The organism is Streptomyces uncialis, from assembly GCF_036250755.1.
In the GTDB taxonomy this organism is placed as follows: Bacteria; Actinomycetota; Actinomycetes; order Streptomycetales; family Streptomycetaceae; genus Streptomyces; species Streptomyces uncialis.
Genome location: NZ_CP109583.1, coordinates 7530276 through 7550643 on the forward strand (window position 1 = coordinate 7530276; position 20368 = coordinate 7550643).

Consider the following 20368-nt stretch of genomic DNA (forward strand, 5'->3'; position numbering starts at 1 on the left):
ATGGGCGTCGTTGGAGAACGGGGCCAGGACCAGCGGGGCACGCCGTCCCACGGCCTCCACCAGCACCCCGAGGGCGAAGCTGTCGGAGATGCCCGCGGCCAGCTTGGCCAGGGTGTTGCCGGACGCCGGGGCCACCACCAGCGCGTCCGGCGGCGGCAGCCGGGGCGCCTGGCCCGGCCGGTGCCAGCCGCTCACCACCGGGTACCCGGTCGCCGCGGCCAGCGCGTCGCCGTCGAGGAACCGCTCCGCGTCCGGCGTGGCCACCACGCACACCCGCCAGCCGTCGCGGCACGCGAGGTCCACCAGGGCGCCGACGTCCTTCGCCGGGGGCGCCCCGGTCACCACGGCGTACAGCACCGGGCCCGTCACGGCAGCTCCAGGACCCGCGGCCCGGAATCAGTACGCACCTCGACCGCGCGCACCGCCTCGTGCGCGGACGCCTCGACGGTCACCGGCAGGGCGTCCGTACCGAGCCAGACCGGCAGATCGGCCCGTGAACTCACCACCGTCACCGAGGCGATACCGGTCGGGAGCGTGTCATGGGCGGCGGCGGCCAGATCGCCGGGGACCCGGGCGCGGCGGGCGGGCCAGTTCTCGTACGCCAGGAAGAACGGCCGCGACGGCACCTCCCAGGACGCCGCGAACGCGGCCTCCGCCCACGGCACCACCTGTCCGTCGGCGCGCACCGACTCACCGCGCAGCAGTTCCGGGTCCGCGCCGGTGAGTTCCTTCACCCGGGCGGCGTCCGCGTCGATGTCGTCCGACAGCGCGGCCCAGTTGAGGAAGGCCGGGCCGTCCGCCGTGCGGTCCAGAAACACCCGGCCGAAGTCCGATTCCGCCAGGGCCTGTTCGTCGTGCACCACGAGCAGTTCGAGGTACTGCACCAGCGGGGTGTCCATCGGGACGACCCAGCTCGCCGTGCCGTCCGGGTTCGGGCTGCCGTCGGTGATGCCGAAGCCGTGCGCGTCCCGCAGCCACGCGCGCAGCGGGGCGACGTCCCGCGCCCCGAGGATCATATGGTCGATGTTCACCGGTGCCCCTCCTGGTCGTTCCCGGCGGCCAGGGCGACGGCCGGGCACATGCTCTCCGGGATCTCCTCCCACGCGTCACGCACCAGCCCCGCCGTCATGCCCCGCGCGGACAGCCGCGCCGACAGCAGCCCGTGCCCCGCGTGACCCGCCGCGACATAGGTGCGGCTGCGGTCCGGTATCCGGCCCAGCAGCGGTTCCCCGCCCCGGGTCGCGGGCCGCAGCCCCGCGCGCAGCTCGCAGGGGGTCGCGCCCGAGAGCCCCGGCACCGCGGACACCGCGAACATCAGCAGCCGGGCGACCCCGGCCGCGGTCATGCTCTCGTCGAACCCGGCGTCCTCCTCGGTCGCGCCGACGATGACCCCGCCGTCCACGCCCGGCGCCAGATAGAACGCCGACGAGAAGATCAGCGGCACCTCGGCCGCCGGTTTCAGCACCACCAGCTGACCGCGCTGCGGGAACACCGGCAGCGACGGCGCGAGCGGCCCGCCCGACCAGGCACCCGCGGTGACGACCACCCGGTCCGCGCGGAACGAGCCCCGCGAGGTCGCCGCCACGGCGTACCCGGTGTGCTCGGTCAGCGCGCGGACCTCGGTGTCCTGGTGCCAGGACACCCCGGCCGCGTCGCACCGGGCGCGCACCGCCGCCAGGTACCGGGCGCCGTCGACCATCAGGCCCCCGGGATCGAGCAGGTACCGGCGCTCCGCGGGCAGCTTCATCCCGGGTGCCACGCCCGGCAGATCCTCCGCGCCGACCCACTTGGCGTCCGCCAGCAGGTCCAGCCGTCCGGCGTGGGCCTCCGCGTCGGACGCGCGCAGCGCCCGCAGGATCGGCCGCGCCACACTGAACGGGCCGTGCTCCGGCTCCAGCCGCCGGATGTCCTCGTCCAGCCGCGCCCGCCCCTCGCACAGCCACCGGTACAGCTCCGGGCGGCCGAGGTAGCGCAGCGACGGCACGGCGACCCCGGCCGCCTGCCGGGTCGCCCGTCCCGCCTCGGTCCCGGCGTCGAGCACGGCCACCGAGGCACCGGTCCCCGCGAGTTCCTCCGCGAGACACGCGCCGACGATGCCGCCGCCGACGAGCAGGTAGTCATATGTGGTCAAGGGAGCCCGTTCCTTTCTCCGTCAGCGCGGCGGCGCCCGGCAGGACCAGGGCGGCGGTGGTGACGGTGTGGTCGGTGTGGACGGCGGCCGGGGGACCGGTGAGTCCCCGGGCCGCCTGGAGCAGCCGCAGCGGCCGGCCCCGGAGCTGGAGCATGAACCAGCGGTCCGGCTCGTCGGCGGTCCGGGCCGGACAGGCCAGCCGCAGCACGCCGTCGGCGTGGTAGCGCTGGAGCCCCTCGACGCACACGGTGAGTTCCAGGGCGTCCGCCGGGAGGGGCACCTCCGGTCCGGTGAGCCGCAGCGACGCCGGGAACCGGGCCGCGCAGCCACGGGTGTCGTGGTCCCAGACCATCCGTCCGGCGAGCAGCCCGGTGTCCGGGTCCCGGGGCAGGGCCCGCAGCACCCCGCCCGAGACGACGGCGAGGGCCCCGGCCGGATGGCCGCCGTCGTCGGAGCCGTCCGGCGGTTGGTCCCCGGCCGTGTCGAGCAGATCGAGCCCCGGCAGCACCCGCCGCCCCGCCAGCTTCGCGAGCCGTTCCCGGCTGCCGCCCGAGGTGAACGCCAGCCACGCGGCCGTCACCAACTGGGCGGCGACCGCCGGGCCCAGCAGCAGCGGACGCCGCCGCCAGTGCGCGGGCGGCTCCGGCGCCAGGTCCGTCGACGGGAGTGGCGGCAGCGGCGGTCGGGCGGCGGGCGGGGAGCCGGTGAGCCCCCGGCCGACCGTCCCGGCGCCGATCAGGACCGGGCCCGCGACCGTCTCCAGCCGCGCCAGCACCGACGCCGACGCCCAGGCGCCGTCGCCGTGGTCGCCGGATCGGGGGTCCCGCCGGGTCTCCCGGACCCGGGCCACCGCGCTCTGCAACGGCGCCCCGGGCACCGAGCCCCACGCCCGCTCCGCGCCCGCCAGCAGCTCCCGGACGTACGCGGTGACCCGGGCGCCCGAGCCGTCGTCGCCGGACAGGCGCCGGGAACCGCTGACCCGCTGCCGGTCGTCCCGCAGGACGGTGACGGTGTCGAGGCTCTCCGCCGTGTGCGCGCCGGACGGGGTCGGGGTGAGCAACCCGGTCCCGGTGAGCCGCTGTTCAGCCATCCCGGGCCTCCCGTACGCCGACCAGTCCGGAGGGGATGCGTACCCCCGCGTTGGCGAAGGTCACCACCAGCGGGAACTGTCCGAGCTTGCCGCAGCCCTTGGTCGCCCGCCCGTACTCCACGGCACGGGTGGTGACCGGTGCGAGACCGGCGAGCACGGTGAGCCCGTCGCCGCGCAGATCCAGCGGGGGCAGCCGCCGGACCGTACCGTCCGGGCGGTGGTGCAGCGGGGTGTACGAACGGAACACGAAGGCCCCGGTCGCGATGTTCATCACCTGGAGCTGGAGATCGAGCGGCGCGATCCACTCCCCGCGCGGCACCGGCCACCGGCGCCCGGCCCCGGCGGGGCCGATCCCGCCGGGCGCGTCGCCCACGGCGGTACCGCCAGGCGCGTCGCCCACCAGCGCGGCCGTGTGCGTCATCCGGGGGATCGCCGGATGCCGGTAGTCGAGCCGCCGTCCGTGCCCGGTCGGGGCCGTGCCCAGCAGCCCGGCCGTCGCCAGGTCCGTCATCGGCTCACCGACCCGGCCCCCGTCGATCAGTACGGCGTCCCGGCACGCAGTGCCCTCGTCGTCGACGGCCGACCGCAGCCCACGGGCCGCCCGCCCGCCGCCGTCCACCACCGTCAGCCAGCCGGGCGCGACCGGCAGATCCGCGCGCCGCCCGAGATAGCTGGTGCCCGACGCCACCACGTCGGCCTCCATCGGATGGCCCACCAGCTCATGGAAGAACGCCCCCGCCCGCCCCGGGTCCAGCACCAGGTCGCAGCCCTCGGGCACGGTGTCCGCGAGGGGCAGCGCCAGCCGGGACCGCAGCGCCGCGACGGCCGCCCCGACCCGTTCGGCGCCCTCGGCCGCGTCGCCGTCCACCGGCCACGGCACCACCTCCGTCCCGTGCGTGCCGTCCGCCGCGCGGGCACCGACCTCCACCGTGCACCACAGCCGCTCGTCCACGGTCACCCACGCGTCGTCCCCGGCGGCCACATGCTGGTGCAGCACCCCGAGGGTGAGCTCCGTGCCGTCCCGGGCGAGGTCCCGCAGCACCTTGTCCGCCGCGTCGTCCGGCGCGAACAGCGGACGGTCCGCGAGCCCCCGGGCCCGCTGGGCCACCCGCGCCCCGACCGGCCTGGTCCGGTCCGCGAACAGGTCCGCCCCGTCCGCGAACCGATGGGTGACATGCCCCCGTCCGTCATGGGTCTCCACGCACGCGCCCCAGCGCCGTTCGGTCCGCGCCTCGTCGGCGCCCCGCTCCCGGTACACCCGGCGCAGCCGGTGGGAGTGCTCCGCGAACACCCGGGTCCGGCGGCTCATCCGGTCACCTCCCGGCCCACGACCTGCATCCGCAGCTCGCACGTGTAACGCCGCCCTTCCGCGTCGCGCAGCCACAGCTCCTCCGGACCGGGGGACATGGCCTCCGCCGTCAACCGCCCCGCGTCCCGCGCGACATGGGCCACCAGGTCGGCCGCCAGCGGTGACGCCAGGTCCAGGAGGTACGGCTTGCGTTCCCTCGGCGAACGGCAGAACAGGAACCGCTGCCCGGTGCGGCGCGCGATCCGCCGCAGTTCCAGGAACCGCGCGTGCGGGGCGGGCAGCCCGAGCCGTCCGGTGTCCAGCGTCCAGCGGGCCCGCTGGAGGACCACCCCGTCGACGGTGACCTCGGGCACCTCGGTGATCACGCCTTCGGGTGCGGTGATTCCGGACGTCGTGATCCCGGGTGCGGTGACCTCGGGTGTGGTGACCTCGGGTGTCGCGCTTTCGGGTGCGGTGCTCTCGGCGGTCGCGCCCCGGGACGCGGCTTCCCCGGGTGTCGCGCTCTCGGACGCCGTGCTCCGGGACGCGGCTTCCCCGGACACCGTGCCCCCGGACACCGTGCCCCCGTCCGCCGGTTCCCCGTCCCCGGGGACGAACGCCGGGTGCGCCACCTGCGGATGGGACAGCGCGGCGAACGGCGCGTACTTCACGAAGTCGTTCAGCGGCAGGTACGCCGAGACGGGTTCCCCCGCCGGGCCGGACATCCGCACCTCGGCCCGCCTTCCGTCGCCCACCGCCCGCCCGTCCACGGCCGGGCCGCTCCTGGCCGGGCCGTCCGAGGCCGGGCCACCCCCGGCCGATCCGTCCGGGGCCGGTCCGTCCGTGCCGGGGCCGACGGTCACCGTCACGTCCTCCGGCCGCCAGGGCGCCCGCTCCGCGTCCGCCCAGGAACCCGGGCGCAGCGCCACCTCGCGGCCCGGGAAGCGGTAGTACCCCTTGTTGCGCCGTCCGAAGTCGAAGCCCACCAGCCGCCCGTCCTGTTCGGCCACCCAGCGCTCGGCGTCGGCACCGAAGGGGCGCGGGCCGGAGTGCATCGTGCCCAGCCAGCCGGGCACCAGCAGATGGTGATGGACCCGGGCCACCACCAGCGCCGCGCCCTCCAGTTCCGCCGGGCCGGACGCCTTCACACACAGGTCCACCAGCGCGTAGCGGTCCCCGGTGACCCGCCGCGCGGCGGCGCCCAGCCGGGCCAGTCCGGCCGCCGCGTCCGCGACCGGGTACGTCGGCGCGTACGGCACCGCGAAGGCGCTGCCCGGCGCGGGGAACGCCTCGGCGGCCCGTGCCGCGTACGCGGTGAGGCTGAGCGGTCCCGTGTCACCGAGCGCCGCCCGTACCGCGTCGGTCGCCGCCCGCTGGGTGGCGGCCCCGTGCGCGACGCACACCTCCAGTACCGCGCGCAGCCGTTCGTGCCAGTGCCGGGCCGCCGCCGTGCCCACCCGCAGCGCGAACGGCGAGGCGCCCTCCTCGTAGAACACCGCCCGGTCGGCGTAGGTCGCCCCGGCCGCACGACGGGCGCTCTCCCCGGTCGCCGCCGTGAACGCCGCCTCCAGCGCGGCGATCCGTTCCGCCCGTGGCCCGGGCCCGCCGTCCAGGGGCCCGGCCTCCAGCTCGGCGCGGCACGCCTCCAGCCCGGCGATCCGCTCCAGCCAGACCTCCCGTGCGCCGGAGGGCGGCAGCTCCGCGAGCTGACCGCGCAGGGTCCGCAGCGGCTCCAGGTCGTACGGGCCGCCCCCGAGCCGGACATCGGCCGCCCCGGCGGAGAGCAGCAGCCGCAGCCCCCGGGCCAGGTCCCGGGCGGGCAGCCCGGTCGCCCGGACCAGTCCGCGCAGCGTCGCGCCGTCCGCGCCGAGCCGCCCGTACGCGGCCCCCGCGGCCCGCGTCAGCTCCGGCGCGGTGCCCTCGGGCAGCTCGGGCGGGACCCCGTCCGGGCCGCCGGGGCGCGCCCGGTGGAACACCAGGTCGGGCAGGAGCGCGCCGTCCCGGGCGACGGCCCGGGCGAGGGCGCGGCCCGCCCAGTGGGACAGGAACACCTTCCGGCGGCGCGGCAGATCGGTGCGCAGGGAGGTCGTGACGTCGACGGAGCCGTCGGTGCCGGTGCCGGTGCCGGTGCCGGTGCCAGGGCCAGGGCCGGTGTCGGCTTCGGCTTCGGGGCCGGTTTCCGCGAGGGTGCCGTACGCCATCGGGCCGAAGAAGCTCACCGTCTCGTTCTTCGCGCAGAACCGCTGGACATAGGTGTAGAGCTGACGGCGGGCCCGGCGCCTGCGGGAGTTCAGCGGTCCGTCGGCGGTGAGCAGCGGACGCAGCATGTTGCGGTAGGCGTCCGGGTTGGACAGCAGCACGGCCTCCGCGACCCGCGGCCGCTCCAGCACCACCCGCAGCTCCTTCGTCGCGTCGGCGTCGGCGCCCTCGTACAGGTCCCGGTAGCGGTGTGCCGCGCCGCGCCAGCGGTCCGCCGCGGTCCGCAGCGCGGCCGGGACGGACGGCAGCCGCTCCGGTTCGCAGCCCTCCACCGCCCGCGCCAGCCGTCCGAAGCCCGTCCCGGCGGCGGCCCGCAGGGCGTCCTCCGCGTCCAGCAGCTCGCGCGCGGCGGCCAGCGGGCCGTCCGGCGCGCCGAGCGCTTCGAGCCAGTCGAACGGCATGCCCGCGTGGCGGACCACGAAGTCGCCGCCGAGGGTCCACTCACGGCTCATGGGGTCCTCCCTGGGGCCAGGGCCCCGGCCCGGGTGAGCAGGCCGAGGAGTCGGGTACGGGTAGCCGGGGACAGCCGGTCGAGTCGGTCCGTGCCGCCGGCCGCGAGGTCCGTCACGACCTCGACGAGCCGGGGGTGCAGCCGGAAGGCGCTGCCGGTGCGCAGATGCGCGACGAACGTGCCGGGCCCCTTGCCGTCCACCGCGGCCCGCGCGGTCGAGGCGACCCGCGCCGACGGGTCCCAGACCGGCGGCCCGTCCGCCGGCGGCCCGACCGCGTGGGCGGTCGCGGCGGCTCCGGCGAGCCTGCCGGGGTACAGGTCGGTGTCCCGTGTCAGGTCGCCCAGCAGGGCGTGGATCGTGGCCGAGCGTTCGGCGGGGGCCAGGGTGCCCGGCGCGTCGAAGTCCGTCCAGCGCGGCAGATCGTGCTCCGGACGCGGCCGGAGGCGCAGCGGCACCCCGTCCCAGCCCGCCGGGGGCCTCCCGCCGCCGGACGGCCGGGGCAGCCGGAACGGCCGCAGCCCCGCGAGGACCGGCCGCACCCCGGGGCGGGCCCCGGGCCGTCGGCGATCAGCGCCACGGCCGCCGCCGCGTCCTTGGCGTCGGTGCCGGGCGCCCCGACCAGGAGTTCCACCGCGAGCGGGGTCCCCGGCCGCAGCCGCGCGCACAGCGCCGCCAGATCCGCCCGGCCGCCGCGCGCGCCGACCGCCGTCTCCCACGAGTCGAGCCGTGCCACGGTCACCGTCAGCCCCCGGCAGCACGCCCAGTGCCCGTCGGCCGACGCCGCCGCGTCCACCACGTCCAGCCACCCCAGCCAGGGCGCCCCGGGCGTCCGCTCCCCGGGGACGGTCACCCACCGCACGTCCTCCGTACCGGGCAGCCACCCGGGCCGGACCGTCCGCGCCGGGACCGCCGGATCGAACCGCGCGCCCGCCGCCGACGGCAGCTGCCCCAGGACCGCCCGGTGCTCCCAGGCGAACCGCCCGCACAGCGTCACCCGCGCCGGACCGAGGGCCCGGACCAGGGCGAGCGCGGCGGGCAACTGCTGGTCGGTGTCGACCAGTACCCGCACCGTACGGTCCCCGGCCCACCGCAGCGCCAGCTCCACCTCCGGACCGAACAGCCGGGTGCGGCGCGCGGCGGTGTCCGTCGCCGGGGCGGACTCCGTGGTCCCGTCCCGCAGTTCCAGGTCGTCGACCGCCAGGGTCAGCGCCGGATCGGCGTCACCCGCGAGCCGCAGCGCCATCCCGGTGGCCCGCAGCGCGGCCCGGTCGGCGCGGCCCCGCCGCAGCGCGTCGGCGGCGGCCCGCGCGAACAGCGCCCGCAGCGCGTCGGCCGAGGTGCCGCGCCCGGTGTCGAGCCGCTCGGCACGGGCCAGCAGCTGCTCCGGATCGGCCAGCCTGCGCACGAAGTGCGCCCCGAGGTCGAGGAGGTCACCGCCGGACGCCGCGGAGACGGCCGTCGTAAAGTCGGTCAGCGGCGGGACGATCAGCGGCCCGTCGCCGCCCGGACCCGTGCCGCTCATACCGCCCCCCGCAGATACACGCACCGCAGCTCCGCCGCGATCCGCTCGTCCCCGTCCCGCAGCCACGACCGGCCGGGACCGGGCAGCGTCTCCCCGAGCACCAGCCGCTCATCGGTGGTCGCGAGCCGCACCAGGCAGTCGAGGAGCGCGGGGGACGCGGTGTCCACGTACACCGGCTTGCGTTCGTTCGCGGACTTGGCGAAGAACGTGTCCGGCAGGCCGTGCGCCGCGCACAGCCGGGCCGCCGCCAGCAGCCGCTCCGCGTCGCCCGCCGCCTTGCCGAGCGTCGCCACCGCCTCGGACGGCACCGTCCAGCGGCGCCGGGACAGCACGGCGTTGCCCCAGGTCAGCCGGGGCACATGAGGCAGGTCCGGCAGCCGTGGGCGACGGATACGGGGCAGCGCCAGGGCCGTGTGGAAGGCGGTGTCCAGTTCGCCGTTGTGGAGCATCAGCGGCCGGTCGTGCCCGGTGGCCCGCAGGGTGACACGCTCGCCGTCGCTGTCGACGTACAGCCGGTCGAGGCCGATCCGCGGGGCGTCGTCGCGTTCGCTGGTGCCGCCCAGTTCGAGGACCAGACCCGGGAACTCCAGCGGCGGCAGCCCCGTCGTACGGCGCGCGATCACACTGACCATGTCCTGGTCGCCGAGCACCCGGCGGATCGCCGCGTCCCTCCCCGCCCGCAGCGCGGCCCCGTCCGGATGGAACTGGAGGGCCCAGGGCGTCAGCAGCGCGGCGTCGTGGATGTCCCCCAGCACCAGCGGGGTCCGCCCCGGGACGTAGTCGTCCAGTCCCGCCGTGTCGATCATGACGTCGACGGAGCACAGCACCGGCGGACCGGCGGGCGCGGGGCGCTCCAGCAGGTCCGCGAGATCCACTTCGGCGGTGTCCGCGGACATGCCCGTCAGTATGTCCAGCAGCCTTGAGGGAAGCCCCTCGCTGCGCTCGAACGCCAGCCCCTCGCACCGCCGCATCGCGGTCAGCAGCGGGAACCGGCCGGGGCCCAGCCGCCCGGCCACCTGCCGGCCCGCGAGCGCGCGGGTCAGCTCCGCGTCCTCGGCCAGCAGATCCAGGACCGGGGCCACCCGCTCCCGCAGATCCCGGGCGAGCCCGCCGCCGAGCCGCAGGTCCAGCGTCCCGGCGGCGGCCTCGTGGACGATGACCCGGTCGTTGTAGAACCGTCCGCGCCCGGCGATCGCCCGCTCGTCCCGACCCGGGTCCGCCCCGGGCCCGTCGCCTGGGACCGCGTCCCGGGCCAGCCCCAGGAGCCGGGACTGGAGTTCGACCTTGTGGTCCGGCGCCGCGTCCGGATAGCGCGCCAGCACCTCCCGTACCCCGGCCACCAGCGCGCGCAGCGCGGGGCTCAGCGCGTCCGGCTCCCGGGCGAGCCGCCCGGCCAGCCAGCCCACCGGGTCCGCGACGGTCGCGGGCGGCGCGAAGGAATGCGTGAGCAGCCCCCGGGCCACCGCGTCCCGGAACGCCTCGACGGCGACCGGCGGTTCCAGGTCCAGGGCCCGCGCCAGCGCGGCGACGTCCCGGACGCCGTCGGCCGCGCCCACCAGCCGCGCCCGGACCGAGGCCCCCGGCGCGGTACCGGTCGGCGCCAGCCACGACTTGCGGTCCGGCACCAGCGCGGCGACCACCGCGGGGTCCGCGAGCACGGCCTCCTGTATCCGGTCGACGACCCGCGCCGCGGTGAACGCCGTACGCCACGGCACCCGCTCATGGCCCTCCCACGACCAGCGCGCCACAGCGCCCGGAGCCGGGTCCAGCCGCCCGTAGTTGATCGGCCCGAAGAAGCTCATCGTCTCGCACTTGGCGGCGAACCGCTGGGCGTACGAGGCGCTCTGACGGCGCAGCCGCGCCCCCTTGGCCCCCTTGCGCAACTCCCGGTAGGCGGGCGGCGACGAGCACACGACGGCCTCCAGGAACCGCTCGTCGGCGGTCATCCGGGCCAGCACACCGGTGACGGCGGCGGACTCCTCGGCGACCGCCGCCGTGAACAGCTCCCTGGTCCGGGCCAGCCGCCCGGTCAGCTCGTTCCACCCGGCCAGCCACTCCTGCGGGAACGGCGCGTCAGCGGGCATCGGACGCCGATTGCGCAGCCTGGCCGCGAGCGCGCGGGGCAGCCGCCGCTCCGGCGCCGCCCGCCGGGCCAGCGCGGCGGCCCGCTCCTCCAGTACGACGAGCTCCGCCGCGAGCCGACGGGCGGCGCCGTACCCGAGACGCTCCACCAGCCGCCACGGGAACCCGGCGGTCCGCACCACGAACGTGGGCAGCGTCTCCCACTCCCCGGCCGCCGCCGGGGCGGCCGTCCGGACGGGGGAGGACCGCCGGGACGGTGCCGGGGCGGGGGACGAGGAGCCGGACGGGACGGGGTCCGGGGCGCGGGAGTCGGGCGGGAGGGACGGGGTGGGGGAGGGGTGCGAGGTCGTCGGGGAGGGGTGCGAGGTCGTCATCGAACCTTCCGAAGGGGGGTTCATCCGGGTTCCCGGTGCAGGGCCAGCCGGAACTCCGAGGTCACGGCACGGCCCTGCCTGCGCAGCCACAGCCGGTCCGGCGCCGGACGCATCTCGGTGAGCGCGATCCGCTCCGTGCCCGACGCCGTGGCCAGTGCCGCGAGGGTCTCCACCGCGAGCGGGGCGTCGAGATCGACGCCGACCGGCTTCGGCTCACCGCTGATATGGGCGAAGACGTACCGGGGCAGACCGAGGGCCACCCGCAGCCCCTGCACCGCCCGGAACACCTCGTCCGCCGACGGCTTCCCCGCCCCGGGGCCGAGATCGGCGGGCGTGATCCACCAGCGGGCACGCTGCGCGATCAGCGCGCCGACACCCCAGCGCGGCATCATCCCGTCGACCACCACCGGCGGCAGCACCGCCGTCGGCGCGGCGAACGCCCGCAGATGGACATGGTCGTCCTCGCCGGCGTACAGCACGAGTTCACCGTCCGGACCCATCAACCTGGCGCGTGAGCCGTCCAGTTCGACGCTCAGTGCGGTGACCGGCACGGCACGCGACCGGTCGTCGGTGGCGACCGCGGTGATCTCCACGAACCGGCCCGGGAACCACTCACCCACCAGCCCCTTGTGACGGCGCCTGCGGATCACGGTCGCCAGCCGCGCCGCGCCGCCCCACGGGGCCAGCCGGTCCCCGAACGCCGCCCGCGTCCCCTCCGGGTCATGGTCGAACAGCCCCTGGGAACCCCAGGCGAAGACATACGGATGCAGCTCCCCGAGCACCAGCCCCTCCGGCTCACCGCCGGGCCCCGCGGCCTCCAGCATCAGATCGGGGCTGACGAACCGCGCCCGGTCCCGCGCCGGGGCCAGCGGCGCCAGCTCCTCCGCCGTCAGCACCGCCGCCGGCGGACCGCCCCCGTCGGTGCGCACCGCGTCCGTGACCACCCGGGCCACCTCCGCGGCGAACGCGTCGGCCCGCGCCGTGTACCGGTCGAGCCGCCCCTCGGCGACGGCCGCCGCCGACCGGCGGATCAGCTCGTCGTACGGCATCCGGCCGACCCCGGCCTCCCGCAGCAGATCCGCGCACAGCTCCGCGCACGCCGACTGGAGCAACTCGCCGTACCGCGCCGCCACATCGAGGACCGGCGTCAGCTCACGCTCCCAGCGCGCCGCCGTCCCCGCGCCCACCCGGACCGGACCCTGGTCACCCTTCGCGTCCAGCGACACGACCATCCGGTCCGCGTACATCCGCCCACCGGCCCGCCGCGCCTCACCCCCCGTCAGCTCGCTGAACGCCGACTCCACGGCCTCCAGCGCCGCCCGCCGCTTCACCGGACCCTCCGCCTGGGCGTACAGCGCCGCCCGGTGCGCGAGACCCCGCAACGCCCCCGGCCACGGCGTGTCCGCCGCGTACCGGTCGGCGCGCGCGGTCAGCCAGTCCAGCGGACGCGGCGCGGTCGACGGCGGCTCCGGCCGGTGCCGCAGCGCCCCGGCCCGCTGGAGCCGCTCCACCACCTCCGTCACCTCATCGGTGCCGAGCCCCGCGCCCCGCGCGAGCGCCAGCACCGAACGCTCCCCGTCGACCAGGTCCACCACCCTGCGCTGCGCCCCGGTCAGCCGCACCCGGCGCCCGTCGGGCAGCGTCAGCGAGTCACCGTCATGACGGCACGCCGCGATCCACGACACCGGCAGCCGCCGCGCCACCCGGGGGTCCCGGGCCAGCACCGCAGCCAGCTCGCACACCGCCCAGAACGCCAGGAACGCCTCCGTCTCCACGGTGCCCGACGAGGTCTCCGGACCCGTCACGACGCCCGCCGCGCCATTGCCCGCGTCACCCTCCGGCGCGCCGGTCACCTCACCGTGCACCAGCGGACCGAAGAAGCTCGTCGTCTCGTTCTTGGCGCCCAGCCGCTGGCAGTAGAGGTACACCCGCCGCAGGAACGCGCGGTCCTTCGCCGTCGGACCTCCCGCGCGCGGCGGCGCCGCGGCGAACCGGTCCACCTCCGCCGCGAACGACGGCGCCAGTTGCAGCACCGCGTCCAGCAGCCGCTCGTCGTCCAGCACCCGGCGCACCTTCGCCGTCCTGCCGTCCCGCTCGGCGGCGAGCGCCCCGGCCAGCGTGGACCAGGCCGCCTCACGGGCCCGCCACGCCCCGGTGTACCCGAGGGCGGCGGGCCCGCACCCGGCGAGCGGGCCGTCCAGCGGCCGGCTGCCGGCCGATCCGGCCGCGCGCCCGGGACAGCAGCCGCAGCAGCTCCCGGTCGCCCGACCCGGCGGCCGAGTCCACCTCGGCGCGCAGCGCGGCCAGCGACAGACCGCGCCGCGCCTCGAACTCGTCCGCCCGCAGCCGGTAGTCCGCCGCGGCGCCCGCCACGGCCCCGTCCGCGAGATCCGTGAGGAGTTCGACGCCGAACCCCGCGCGCCGCAGCAGCAGCCGGGGGTACAGGCGCCAGGACGATCCCTCCGCGTGGGTCCCTCCCGTCTTCACTCCCGCATCACTCCTGGAAGTTGATCAGGTCGAACGGCCGGTTGAGTTTGGTGCGCACCCGGGGCAGCAGCCCCGCCGTGTCGCCCTTGGCGATCCGCGCGGCCAGCTCCGCCCCGTCCCCGGGACGGGTCAGACCGCGCAGCGCCAGCTCACCGAGCGAGCTGTCCGGCGCGGTCCCCGCGGCCTCCGCCCGCCCGACACCCGCGAGCGCCATCCGGTACGGGTCCCCGAGCCGGGCGGTGAGCTCGACGGCCCGCTCGAAGTGCCCGGCCGCCTCCGCCCGCTGCCCGTCGGCGAGATGCAGCGTCCCGGTCTCCAGCCGGATCTCGGCCTCGTGGAAGTCGTCGTCGAACTCGGCGGCGCACGCCACCGACCGCGACAGGTCCTCCAGCGCGGCGTCCCGGTCCCCGCACAGCAGGGCGAGCCCCGCCGCCCGGTACGCGTGGTGCTTGACGAACGTCGCGTTCCCGGACCCGGCCGCCTCCTTGAACCGCGCCCAGGTGCGCGCGGCCTGCGGATGCCGGCCCGCCTTCTCCTGGAGCACGCTGATGTTGGAGAACAGATTGACCCGCAGATGGATCGAGCTCGCGTCGTCCAGGCCCTCGATGCACGCCAGCGCCTGCTTCTCGTGCCCGAACGCGTCCCGCAGCTCCTTCTGCGCGAAGTGCGTGAGCGCGCGCAGATTGTGCAGCCAGCCGCGCTCGCGGCGCACGCTCTTCTCCTCGCCCTCCCGGTGCGGTACGGCCGCGAAACCCTGCTCCAGCTCCGCCACCGCGTCCCCGACGTGCCCCAGCCGCTTGGTCAGGGTCAGCGCCGCGTACAGATGCGACTGGGACCGGACCTCCGGCGACAGCCGCTCGCCCTCCCGCATCGCCCGGAAGTACGCCAGCGCCTGGTCCTGCCGCCCCCGGAAGGTGGCCTGCACCCCGAGCACCTTGAGCAGGAACGCCCGTACGTCGTCCGCGGTGCGCAGGATGCCCGGCTCGAACTCGATGGCCTCCGCCTGGAGGTCCTGTTCCCGGGCCGCCGTCAGCAGATCACCGACCGAGGCGTCGGGGAAACCGTCGAGCAGCCGTCCGCCGAGCCCGGCGAGGGCCGCCATGGCCTCCCAGTTGCCGGTGAAGAACCCCCGGCGGCAGCCCGCGAGGACCGCGGTGAGCCGGTCGAAGGCGGTGCCGTCCCCGAAGGCCGCGGCGAACAGCGCCGCCTCCTGGCCGCCCACCGGGTCCGGCCCCGGCCGGTACGCGGGCAGCTCGGTGCGCAGCGAGGCCACGTCCACGGGCACCCCCATCCGGCGCAGGCACCGGGCGCGTTCGGCCCGGTAGTCCGCCTCGGGGAGCACCGGCGGCGCGACCCGCTCCGGCGCGTCCAGCCGCAGCTCGGCACCGGGGCGGGTACGGGAGTGCTCCACCGCGCGCATGAAGCCCCGCAGCGACGAGAGGTCCGTACCGCCGACCCCGGACAGCTCCAGGGGCCGGCCCAGCTCCTCGGCCCCCGCGCACAGCGCCGCCGCGGCGGTGGCGAGCACCCGGTAGTTCTGCTCGGACTCCCGGTGCAGCCGCCGCTCGGACGGCGCGAGCGCGATCTCGGCGATCCCGAGGGCGTCCGGTGCCCCGTCCCCGCCCGGGAACAGCTCCGCCCACTCCGCCGCGTAACGCTCCGGCAGGCCGCCGAACGTGGCCCCCCGCGAACGGAGTTCACCCAGCGCGACCCGCAGCCCCGTGAACGAGGCGGCGGGCCCGGTGGCCACGTCCACCCGGACGGCGCCCGCACCCACCGGGGGGGAGGTGCGGGCGCCGCCGAGCAGACCGGCCGCCGACGGGTCCGGCGACGGCCTCACCATGAACGGGTCTCGGCGAGCGCCAGGGCCAGCGGAGCGATCTTGTTCTCCACCTCGTCCAGGTCGAAGTCGATGTCGTCCAGATCCGCGAGCTCGTCGGTCCCGGTCTCCGCGTCCGACGTCTGCTCGGTCAGTTCAAGCTCGCTCATGACGGGTCCATCCCTTTCGATCGCGTTCCAGTGGTTCGGGATCATTGGCCGAACCACGTCGGTTGGGGCTCTCCTATCGTGTGCAAACGGCTTCCGCGGTCCCACCGCAATCCAGGGGGAACTTTCTCCTCCGGCGCACCCGCTCCCGACCAGCGGTTCTCTCCGCCGCCGCGGATGAACTACTCACCTCGCCCCGATGGATTCCACCCAGCGGCGGCGCGGGGTGACGCGCGTCGCCACACCCGCGTTCATCCGCCCGTCACCGTGGGGCGCGCTTGGCGGAAAATGAGAAGCTCCCCTCCGCGAGCAGCCCCCGCCCACGAACGGCGGCACAGGAACAAGGGCCGCCAACCGGGGAGTACCCAGGGGCGCGAGGAACTGCGCACCCACCGAGCGACGGCACAGGAACAAAGTGCGCCCAGCACAGGAAACCCAGGGGCGCGAGGAACCGCGCACCCCACGAACGACGGCACAGGAACAAAGTGCGCCCAGCACAGGAAACCCAGGGGCGCGAGGAACCGCGCACCCACGAACGACGGCACGGGAACGAAGCGCGCCCAGCACAGGAAACCCAGGGGCGCGGGGAACTGCGCACCCACGAACGGCGGCACAGGAACGAAGCGCGCCCAGCACAGGCAACCCAGGGGCGCGAGGAACCGCGCACCCCACGAACGGCGGCACAGGAACAAAGTGCGCCCAGCACAGGAAACCCAGGGGCGCGAGGAACCGCGCACCCCACGAGCGACGGCACAGGAACAACGTGCGCCCGGCACAGCGAACCCGGGGGCCCGGCCCGGAGAGGGGGCCGGACTACCGCCCCCTCACCCCCACCGGGCGGACCCGCACCACGGCCGGGTGCCCCACCCGGAACGCGGAGGGCCCGCCCATGATCCGATCGATGTCGTCCCCGTACTTCGCGAGAAACCCCGGAAGCGTGGGCGGCACGCCCACCAGCACCTCGGCCCGCCCCCGGAACACCACGATGTCCCGCCCGAACTCCCCACCGTCGAAATGCAGGGTGACCTCCGGCCGGGCCCGGATGTTCCGGACCCGGCGCGACCCCGTGTCGTTGTACACGGTGAACCCGTCGTCCTCGTCCCAGTGGAACCACACCGGATTGGGCTCCGGGAACCCCTCGTCGGACACCGTGGACAGCCACACGACCCGCTCCCGCGCGAGCCGCCGCCGCACCCGCGCCCCGTACTCGCCCGAGGCGTCCGGCAGCACCCGCTCCAGCGGCCTGGTCATCCGTCCGTCCCGTCGCCCCGCGAAGACCCCGTCCCGGCCAGCGCGCCGCCAAAGGCCCCTTCGCCGGGGGCCCCGTCGGCCGACCCGGCCCCCGCCGACCCACGAGCCGCCGGCGCGTCCGGATCCGCGCTGACCAGCCGGTTCGTACCGGTCCTGACGACCCAGCTGTCCGGATCGCCCACCAACTGCGCGTTCAGCCGCGGGTCCTGGTCGAACGCCGTCAGCGCCTCCGCCGCGGTCAGCGCCCGGTCCACGAGCACATCGGCCGCCGCCTTGCGGGCCCGCCACGCGTCGACCGGTTCCGTCATCGGCAGCAGCCGGGTCGGATGCCCCTGCCCGAGCAGCAGACAGTCCACCCCGTCCAGTCCGTAGAACGTCGGCGCGGTCGATTCGAGGAACCCCCGGACCACCGGGTCCCGGAACCGCAGCGGGGCGCCGCCCGCGAACACCTCAAGCAGCGCCTCCAGACCGGAGACATCGGTGTCCGCCCGGCAGGCCCGCCAGAAGGCCGTGTCCTTACGGGTGTTGAACCGGTAGTGCATCGCGAGGAACCAGCGGATCTCGTCCCACTTCTTCGCCAGGGCCGCGTTCACGACCTTGCGCGGGCACGGCTCGTCCCACGAGCCCGGCAGCGAACCGACCAGCGACAGGATGCCCAGCGTGATCATCATCAGACCGCTGGACTCCAGCGGCTCCACGAACGCGTACGAGTTCCCGATCGCCATCACGTTCCCGATCCACGCCTCCTCATGGCGCCCGGAACGGAAGTGCACGGTACGGAAGGTGTGCGCCTCGGGGTAGAGGCGCTGGAGCTCGGCGGTGGCCTCCTCCACGCTGATGAACCCCGAGGAGTGCACGTACCCGACATGGTCGTCGTCCCGGGTGGGGATGGTCCAGCACCAGCCCGCGTCCATCGTGGTGGCCCGGGTGTACGGCTTGATCCGGCCGTGGTGCGGGACGATCGCGGTGACCGCCCGGTCGGTGAACAGACTGTCGGCGAAGCTGACGTACGGCGAGTCCAGCGCCTTGCCGAGCAGCAGCGAACGGAACCCGGAGCAGTCGACGTACAGGTCGAAGTCGAGGCGCTCACCGCCGTCGGTCACCAGATGGTCCACCCAGCCGTCCGCGCCGAGGACCACGTCGTCGATCTTCGCGTCGATATGACCCACCCCGCGCCGCTCCGCCAGCTCGGTGAGGTAGCGGACGAAGCGCGCGTTGTCGAGGTGGTAGGCGAACGGCAGATGCTTCATCAGCGACAGCCGGCCGTCGTCCCCGGACCGGAACACGGGCGCCCGGTCGCGCTCCATCAGCAGCGACTGGAACGTGAAGGCGTTGATGTCGTCCTGGGTGGCGAGCGAGCCCAGTACGCCCACCGAGTTGGAGCCCCAGTCGAACGGCGCCATGAACCCGCCCGGCTTGCCGCCCCAGTCGAAGCGGATGCCCAGCTTCCAGGTGGGCGCGACCGCCTCGTACAGCTCCTGCGGATCGATCCCGAGATAGTGGTGCAGGAACGGCACCATCGACGGGGTGGTCGCCTCGCCGACCCCGATGATCGGGATGCCCTTCGCCTCGACGAGCGTGACCTCCAGCCACGGCCGCTTGGCGCGCAGCGCGAGCGCGGTCAGATATCCGGCGGTGCCCCCGCCGATGACGCCCACCCGGCGCACCGCGCGCGGGTCGCCCTGCCGCGGCCGGCTCGCCGGGTCGATACCGGCGTCCCGGGGCCCGCCCTCCCCGTCCTCGAACAGCGCCGTCAGCTCCGGGGTCAGCCCCTCACCGGGACCCGTGGCCGGGGAACCGCCGAACCAGCCGAGGACCGCGTCCGCGTCCCCGCGCGGCAGTGAGCCGAGGAACCCCCGCAGATCACCCGCGAAGTCCCCGCCCGTACCCGTCTCGTGGGGAGTCCCACCGTCCTGCGAAGCCATGTCCGTCACGCTGTCTCACGCTTCCTTCCTGGTCGGTTGGTGCGGTACGCCGCCCAAGGCGGCGGACGTGTCCGGGCCCTTGCGCCGGGTGGGCGGGGCCGCGAGGGTGCCGTCCCGGCCCCGTCCGAGCCGTCCCGCCACCGGCCAGGTCATCGCCGTGCAGACGAAGGCCATCACGACCAGCGCCGTGAACATCTCCGTGCTGAGCACACCGAGGTCGAGCCCGACGTTCAGCACCACCAGCTCCGTCATGCCCCGGCAGTTCATCAGCGCGCCGAGCCGCAGCGAGTCCCGCCAGCCGGACCCCGCCGCCCGCGCGCCCAGCGCCGTGCCGCCGAGCTTGCCCGCGACCGCCACGGCGATCGCCACCAGGCACCACAGCCACACCGCGCCCGACCCGGCCAGCGAGCCGAGGTCGGTGCGCAGCCCGCTGTACGCGAAGAACAGCGGCAGCAGCAGCGCCCCGGCGACGGTGCCCAGCCGTTCCGCCGACTCCTGGACCACCGTCCGGTCACGGGGGACGGCCAGCCCGAACAGGAACGCGCCGAAGATCGCGTGCACCCCGATCCACTCGGTCACCGCGGCCGACGCCAGCGCGCCGAGCAGCAGGACACCCGTGCGGGTGGTCGCGCCGAACCGGGGCTCGGCCAGCATCCGGGCGAGCGCCGGACGCACCACGAACACCAAGGCCGCGGTGAACGCCACCGTCAGCGCCACGGTGAGCGCGGCACTCGGCGCGCTCGCCGCGACCATGCCCGCGACCACCGCCAGCAGCGACCACGCCACCACGTCACCGACGGTCGCGCAGGTCAGCGCCACCGTGGCGACGACCGTCCCGCGCAGCGGACCGTCCTCCAGGATGCGGGCGAGCACCGGCAGCGCGGTGACCCCCATCGCGACCCCGAGGAACAGCGCGTACGGCACGGGCCCGGTGTCCCCGCCCGCGAACCGCTCGTGCGTCAGCACCCCGAAACCCACACCCAGCAGCACCGGGATCACGATGCTGGTGACACTCACGTACGACGTCAGCCTGCCCTTGCCGCGCAGCAGCCGCAGATCCACCTCAAGACCCGCGAGATAGACGAACAGGACCACGCCCAGCTGCGACAGCACATGCAGCGGGGCCAGTACCTCCGGCGGGAACAGCGCGTCCATCGCCTCCGGCCACCACGCGCCCAGCACGGAGGGCCCGAGCATGAGCCCCGCGGCGATCTCCCCGATCACCACGGGCTGCCCCAGCCGACGGGCCAGCGCGCCCACGGACTTGCAGCACACCAGGATCACGACGACGGCGAAGAGGACCCCGTCGAGGGGAAGCGGCGCTGCTCCGGGCGCTGCGCTGACGTCCATGGCACCTGCTTTCTGACGCGGGGGCCGAAAAGGGCCTCTTTGCAGACGCTCCCCATCGTGTGCCAGTTCCCGGGGCACCATCCAGCGCCCCCCGCCGGAAACTTCTCCCCGCCACGCGCCCCCTGTGACCTGCGGAAACGCCGTCCGGTACGGGAGAACTACTCACCGGTG

At 75.8% G+C, this 20368-nt stretch carries 13 protein-coding genes and 2 pseudogenes; all 15 read right to left on the reverse strand.

All coding sequences use genetic code 11. The annotated features are described in order from the left end of the window. Window positions 1-6: 6 nt before the first annotated feature. Window positions 7-369 (reverse strand): annotated as a pseudogene (locus tag OG711_RS31535) (flavoprotein); the annotation flags it as partial. Then, window positions 366-1031 (reverse strand): VOC family protein, encoded by a 666-nt coding sequence (locus tag OG711_RS31540; RefSeq protein WP_329561904.1) that lies wholly within the window; start codon window positions 1029-1031, stop codon window positions 366-368. The gene OG711_RS31540 and the pseudogene OG711_RS31535, both read right to left, overlap by 4 nt. Next, window positions 1028-2131, reverse strand: a complete 1104-nt coding sequence (locus tag OG711_RS31545) for an NAD(P)/FAD-dependent oxidoreductase (RefSeq protein WP_266513498.1) — start codon at window positions 2129-2131, stop codon at window positions 1028-1030. The genes OG711_RS31540 and OG711_RS31545 overlap by 4 nt, the downstream gene beginning before the upstream one ends. Beyond that, on the reverse strand, window positions 2118-3221 hold the full coding sequence (locus OG711_RS31550; RefSeq protein ID WP_329561907.1) for a hypothetical protein: 1104 nt from the start codon (window positions 3219-3221) through the stop codon (window positions 2118-2120). The genes OG711_RS31545 and OG711_RS31550 overlap by 14 nt, the downstream gene beginning before the upstream one ends. Continuing rightward, window positions 3214-4530, reverse strand: coding sequence for a metallopeptidase TldD-related protein (locus OG711_RS31555; RefSeq protein WP_329561909.1), 1317 nt, complete (start codon window positions 4528-4530; stop codon window positions 3214-3216). The genes OG711_RS31550 and OG711_RS31555 overlap by 8 nt, the downstream gene beginning before the upstream one ends. Further along, on the reverse strand, window positions 4527-7220 hold the full coding sequence (locus OG711_RS31560; RefSeq protein ID WP_329561911.1) for a lantibiotic dehydratase: 2694 nt from the start codon (window positions 7218-7220) through the stop codon (window positions 4527-4529). Before OG711_RS31560 ends, OG711_RS31555 begins: the two co-directional genes overlap by 4 nt. A gap of 331 nt (window positions 7221-7551) precedes the next feature. Next, complete coding sequence (locus OG711_RS31565) at window positions 7552-8742, reverse strand: hypothetical protein (RefSeq protein ID WP_329561912.1); 1191 nt, start codon at window positions 8740-8742, stop codon at window positions 7552-7554. Next, the gene (locus OG711_RS31570) at window positions 8739-11198 is read right to left on the reverse strand and encodes a hypothetical protein (RefSeq protein ID WP_329561914.1); all 2460 of its coding nucleotides are present in this window, start codon (window positions 11196-11198) and stop codon (window positions 8739-8741) included. Before OG711_RS31570 ends, OG711_RS31565 begins: the two co-directional genes overlap by 4 nt. A 20-nt stretch (window positions 11199-11218) precedes the next feature. Further along, window positions 11219-13261, reverse strand: coding sequence for a lantibiotic dehydratase (locus OG711_RS31575; protein WP_329561916.1), 2043 nt, complete (start codon window positions 13259-13261; stop codon window positions 11219-11221). Window positions 13262-13331: 70 nt separating this feature from the next. Then, the gene (locus OG711_RS31580) at window positions 13332-13685 is read right to left on the reverse strand and encodes a hypothetical protein (protein ID WP_329561918.1); all 354 of its coding nucleotides are present in this window, start codon (window positions 13683-13685) and stop codon (window positions 13332-13334) included. Window positions 13686-13692: 7 nt separating this feature from the next. Beyond that, entirely contained in the window at window positions 13693-15528 is a 1836-nt protein-coding gene (locus OG711_RS31585) for a hypothetical protein (RefSeq protein WP_329561920.1), read from the reverse strand. Beyond that, window positions 15522-15617 (reverse strand): annotated as a pseudogene (locus tag OG711_RS31590) (ammosamide/lymphostin RiPP family protein); the annotation flags it as partial. The gene OG711_RS31585 and the pseudogene OG711_RS31590, both read right to left, overlap by 7 nt. Window positions 15618-16484: 867 nt before the next feature. Beyond that, window positions 16485-16922 (reverse strand): pyridoxamine 5'-phosphate oxidase family protein, encoded by a 438-nt coding sequence (locus OG711_RS31595; RefSeq protein ID WP_073792211.1) that lies wholly within the window; start codon window positions 16920-16922, stop codon window positions 16485-16487. Beyond that, a complete protein-coding gene (locus OG711_RS31600) occupies window positions 16919-18847 on the reverse strand; it encodes a tryptophan halogenase family protein (RefSeq protein ID WP_329561923.1) in 1929 nt (642 codons plus the stop codon). The genes OG711_RS31595 and OG711_RS31600 overlap by 4 nt, the downstream gene beginning before the upstream one ends. Window positions 18848-18862: 15 nt before the next feature. Continuing rightward, a complete protein-coding gene (locus OG711_RS31605) occupies window positions 18863-20197 on the reverse strand; it encodes a cation:proton antiporter (RefSeq protein WP_329561925.1) in 1335 nt (444 codons plus the stop codon). Between the last annotated feature and the right edge of the window lie 171 nt (window positions 20198-20368).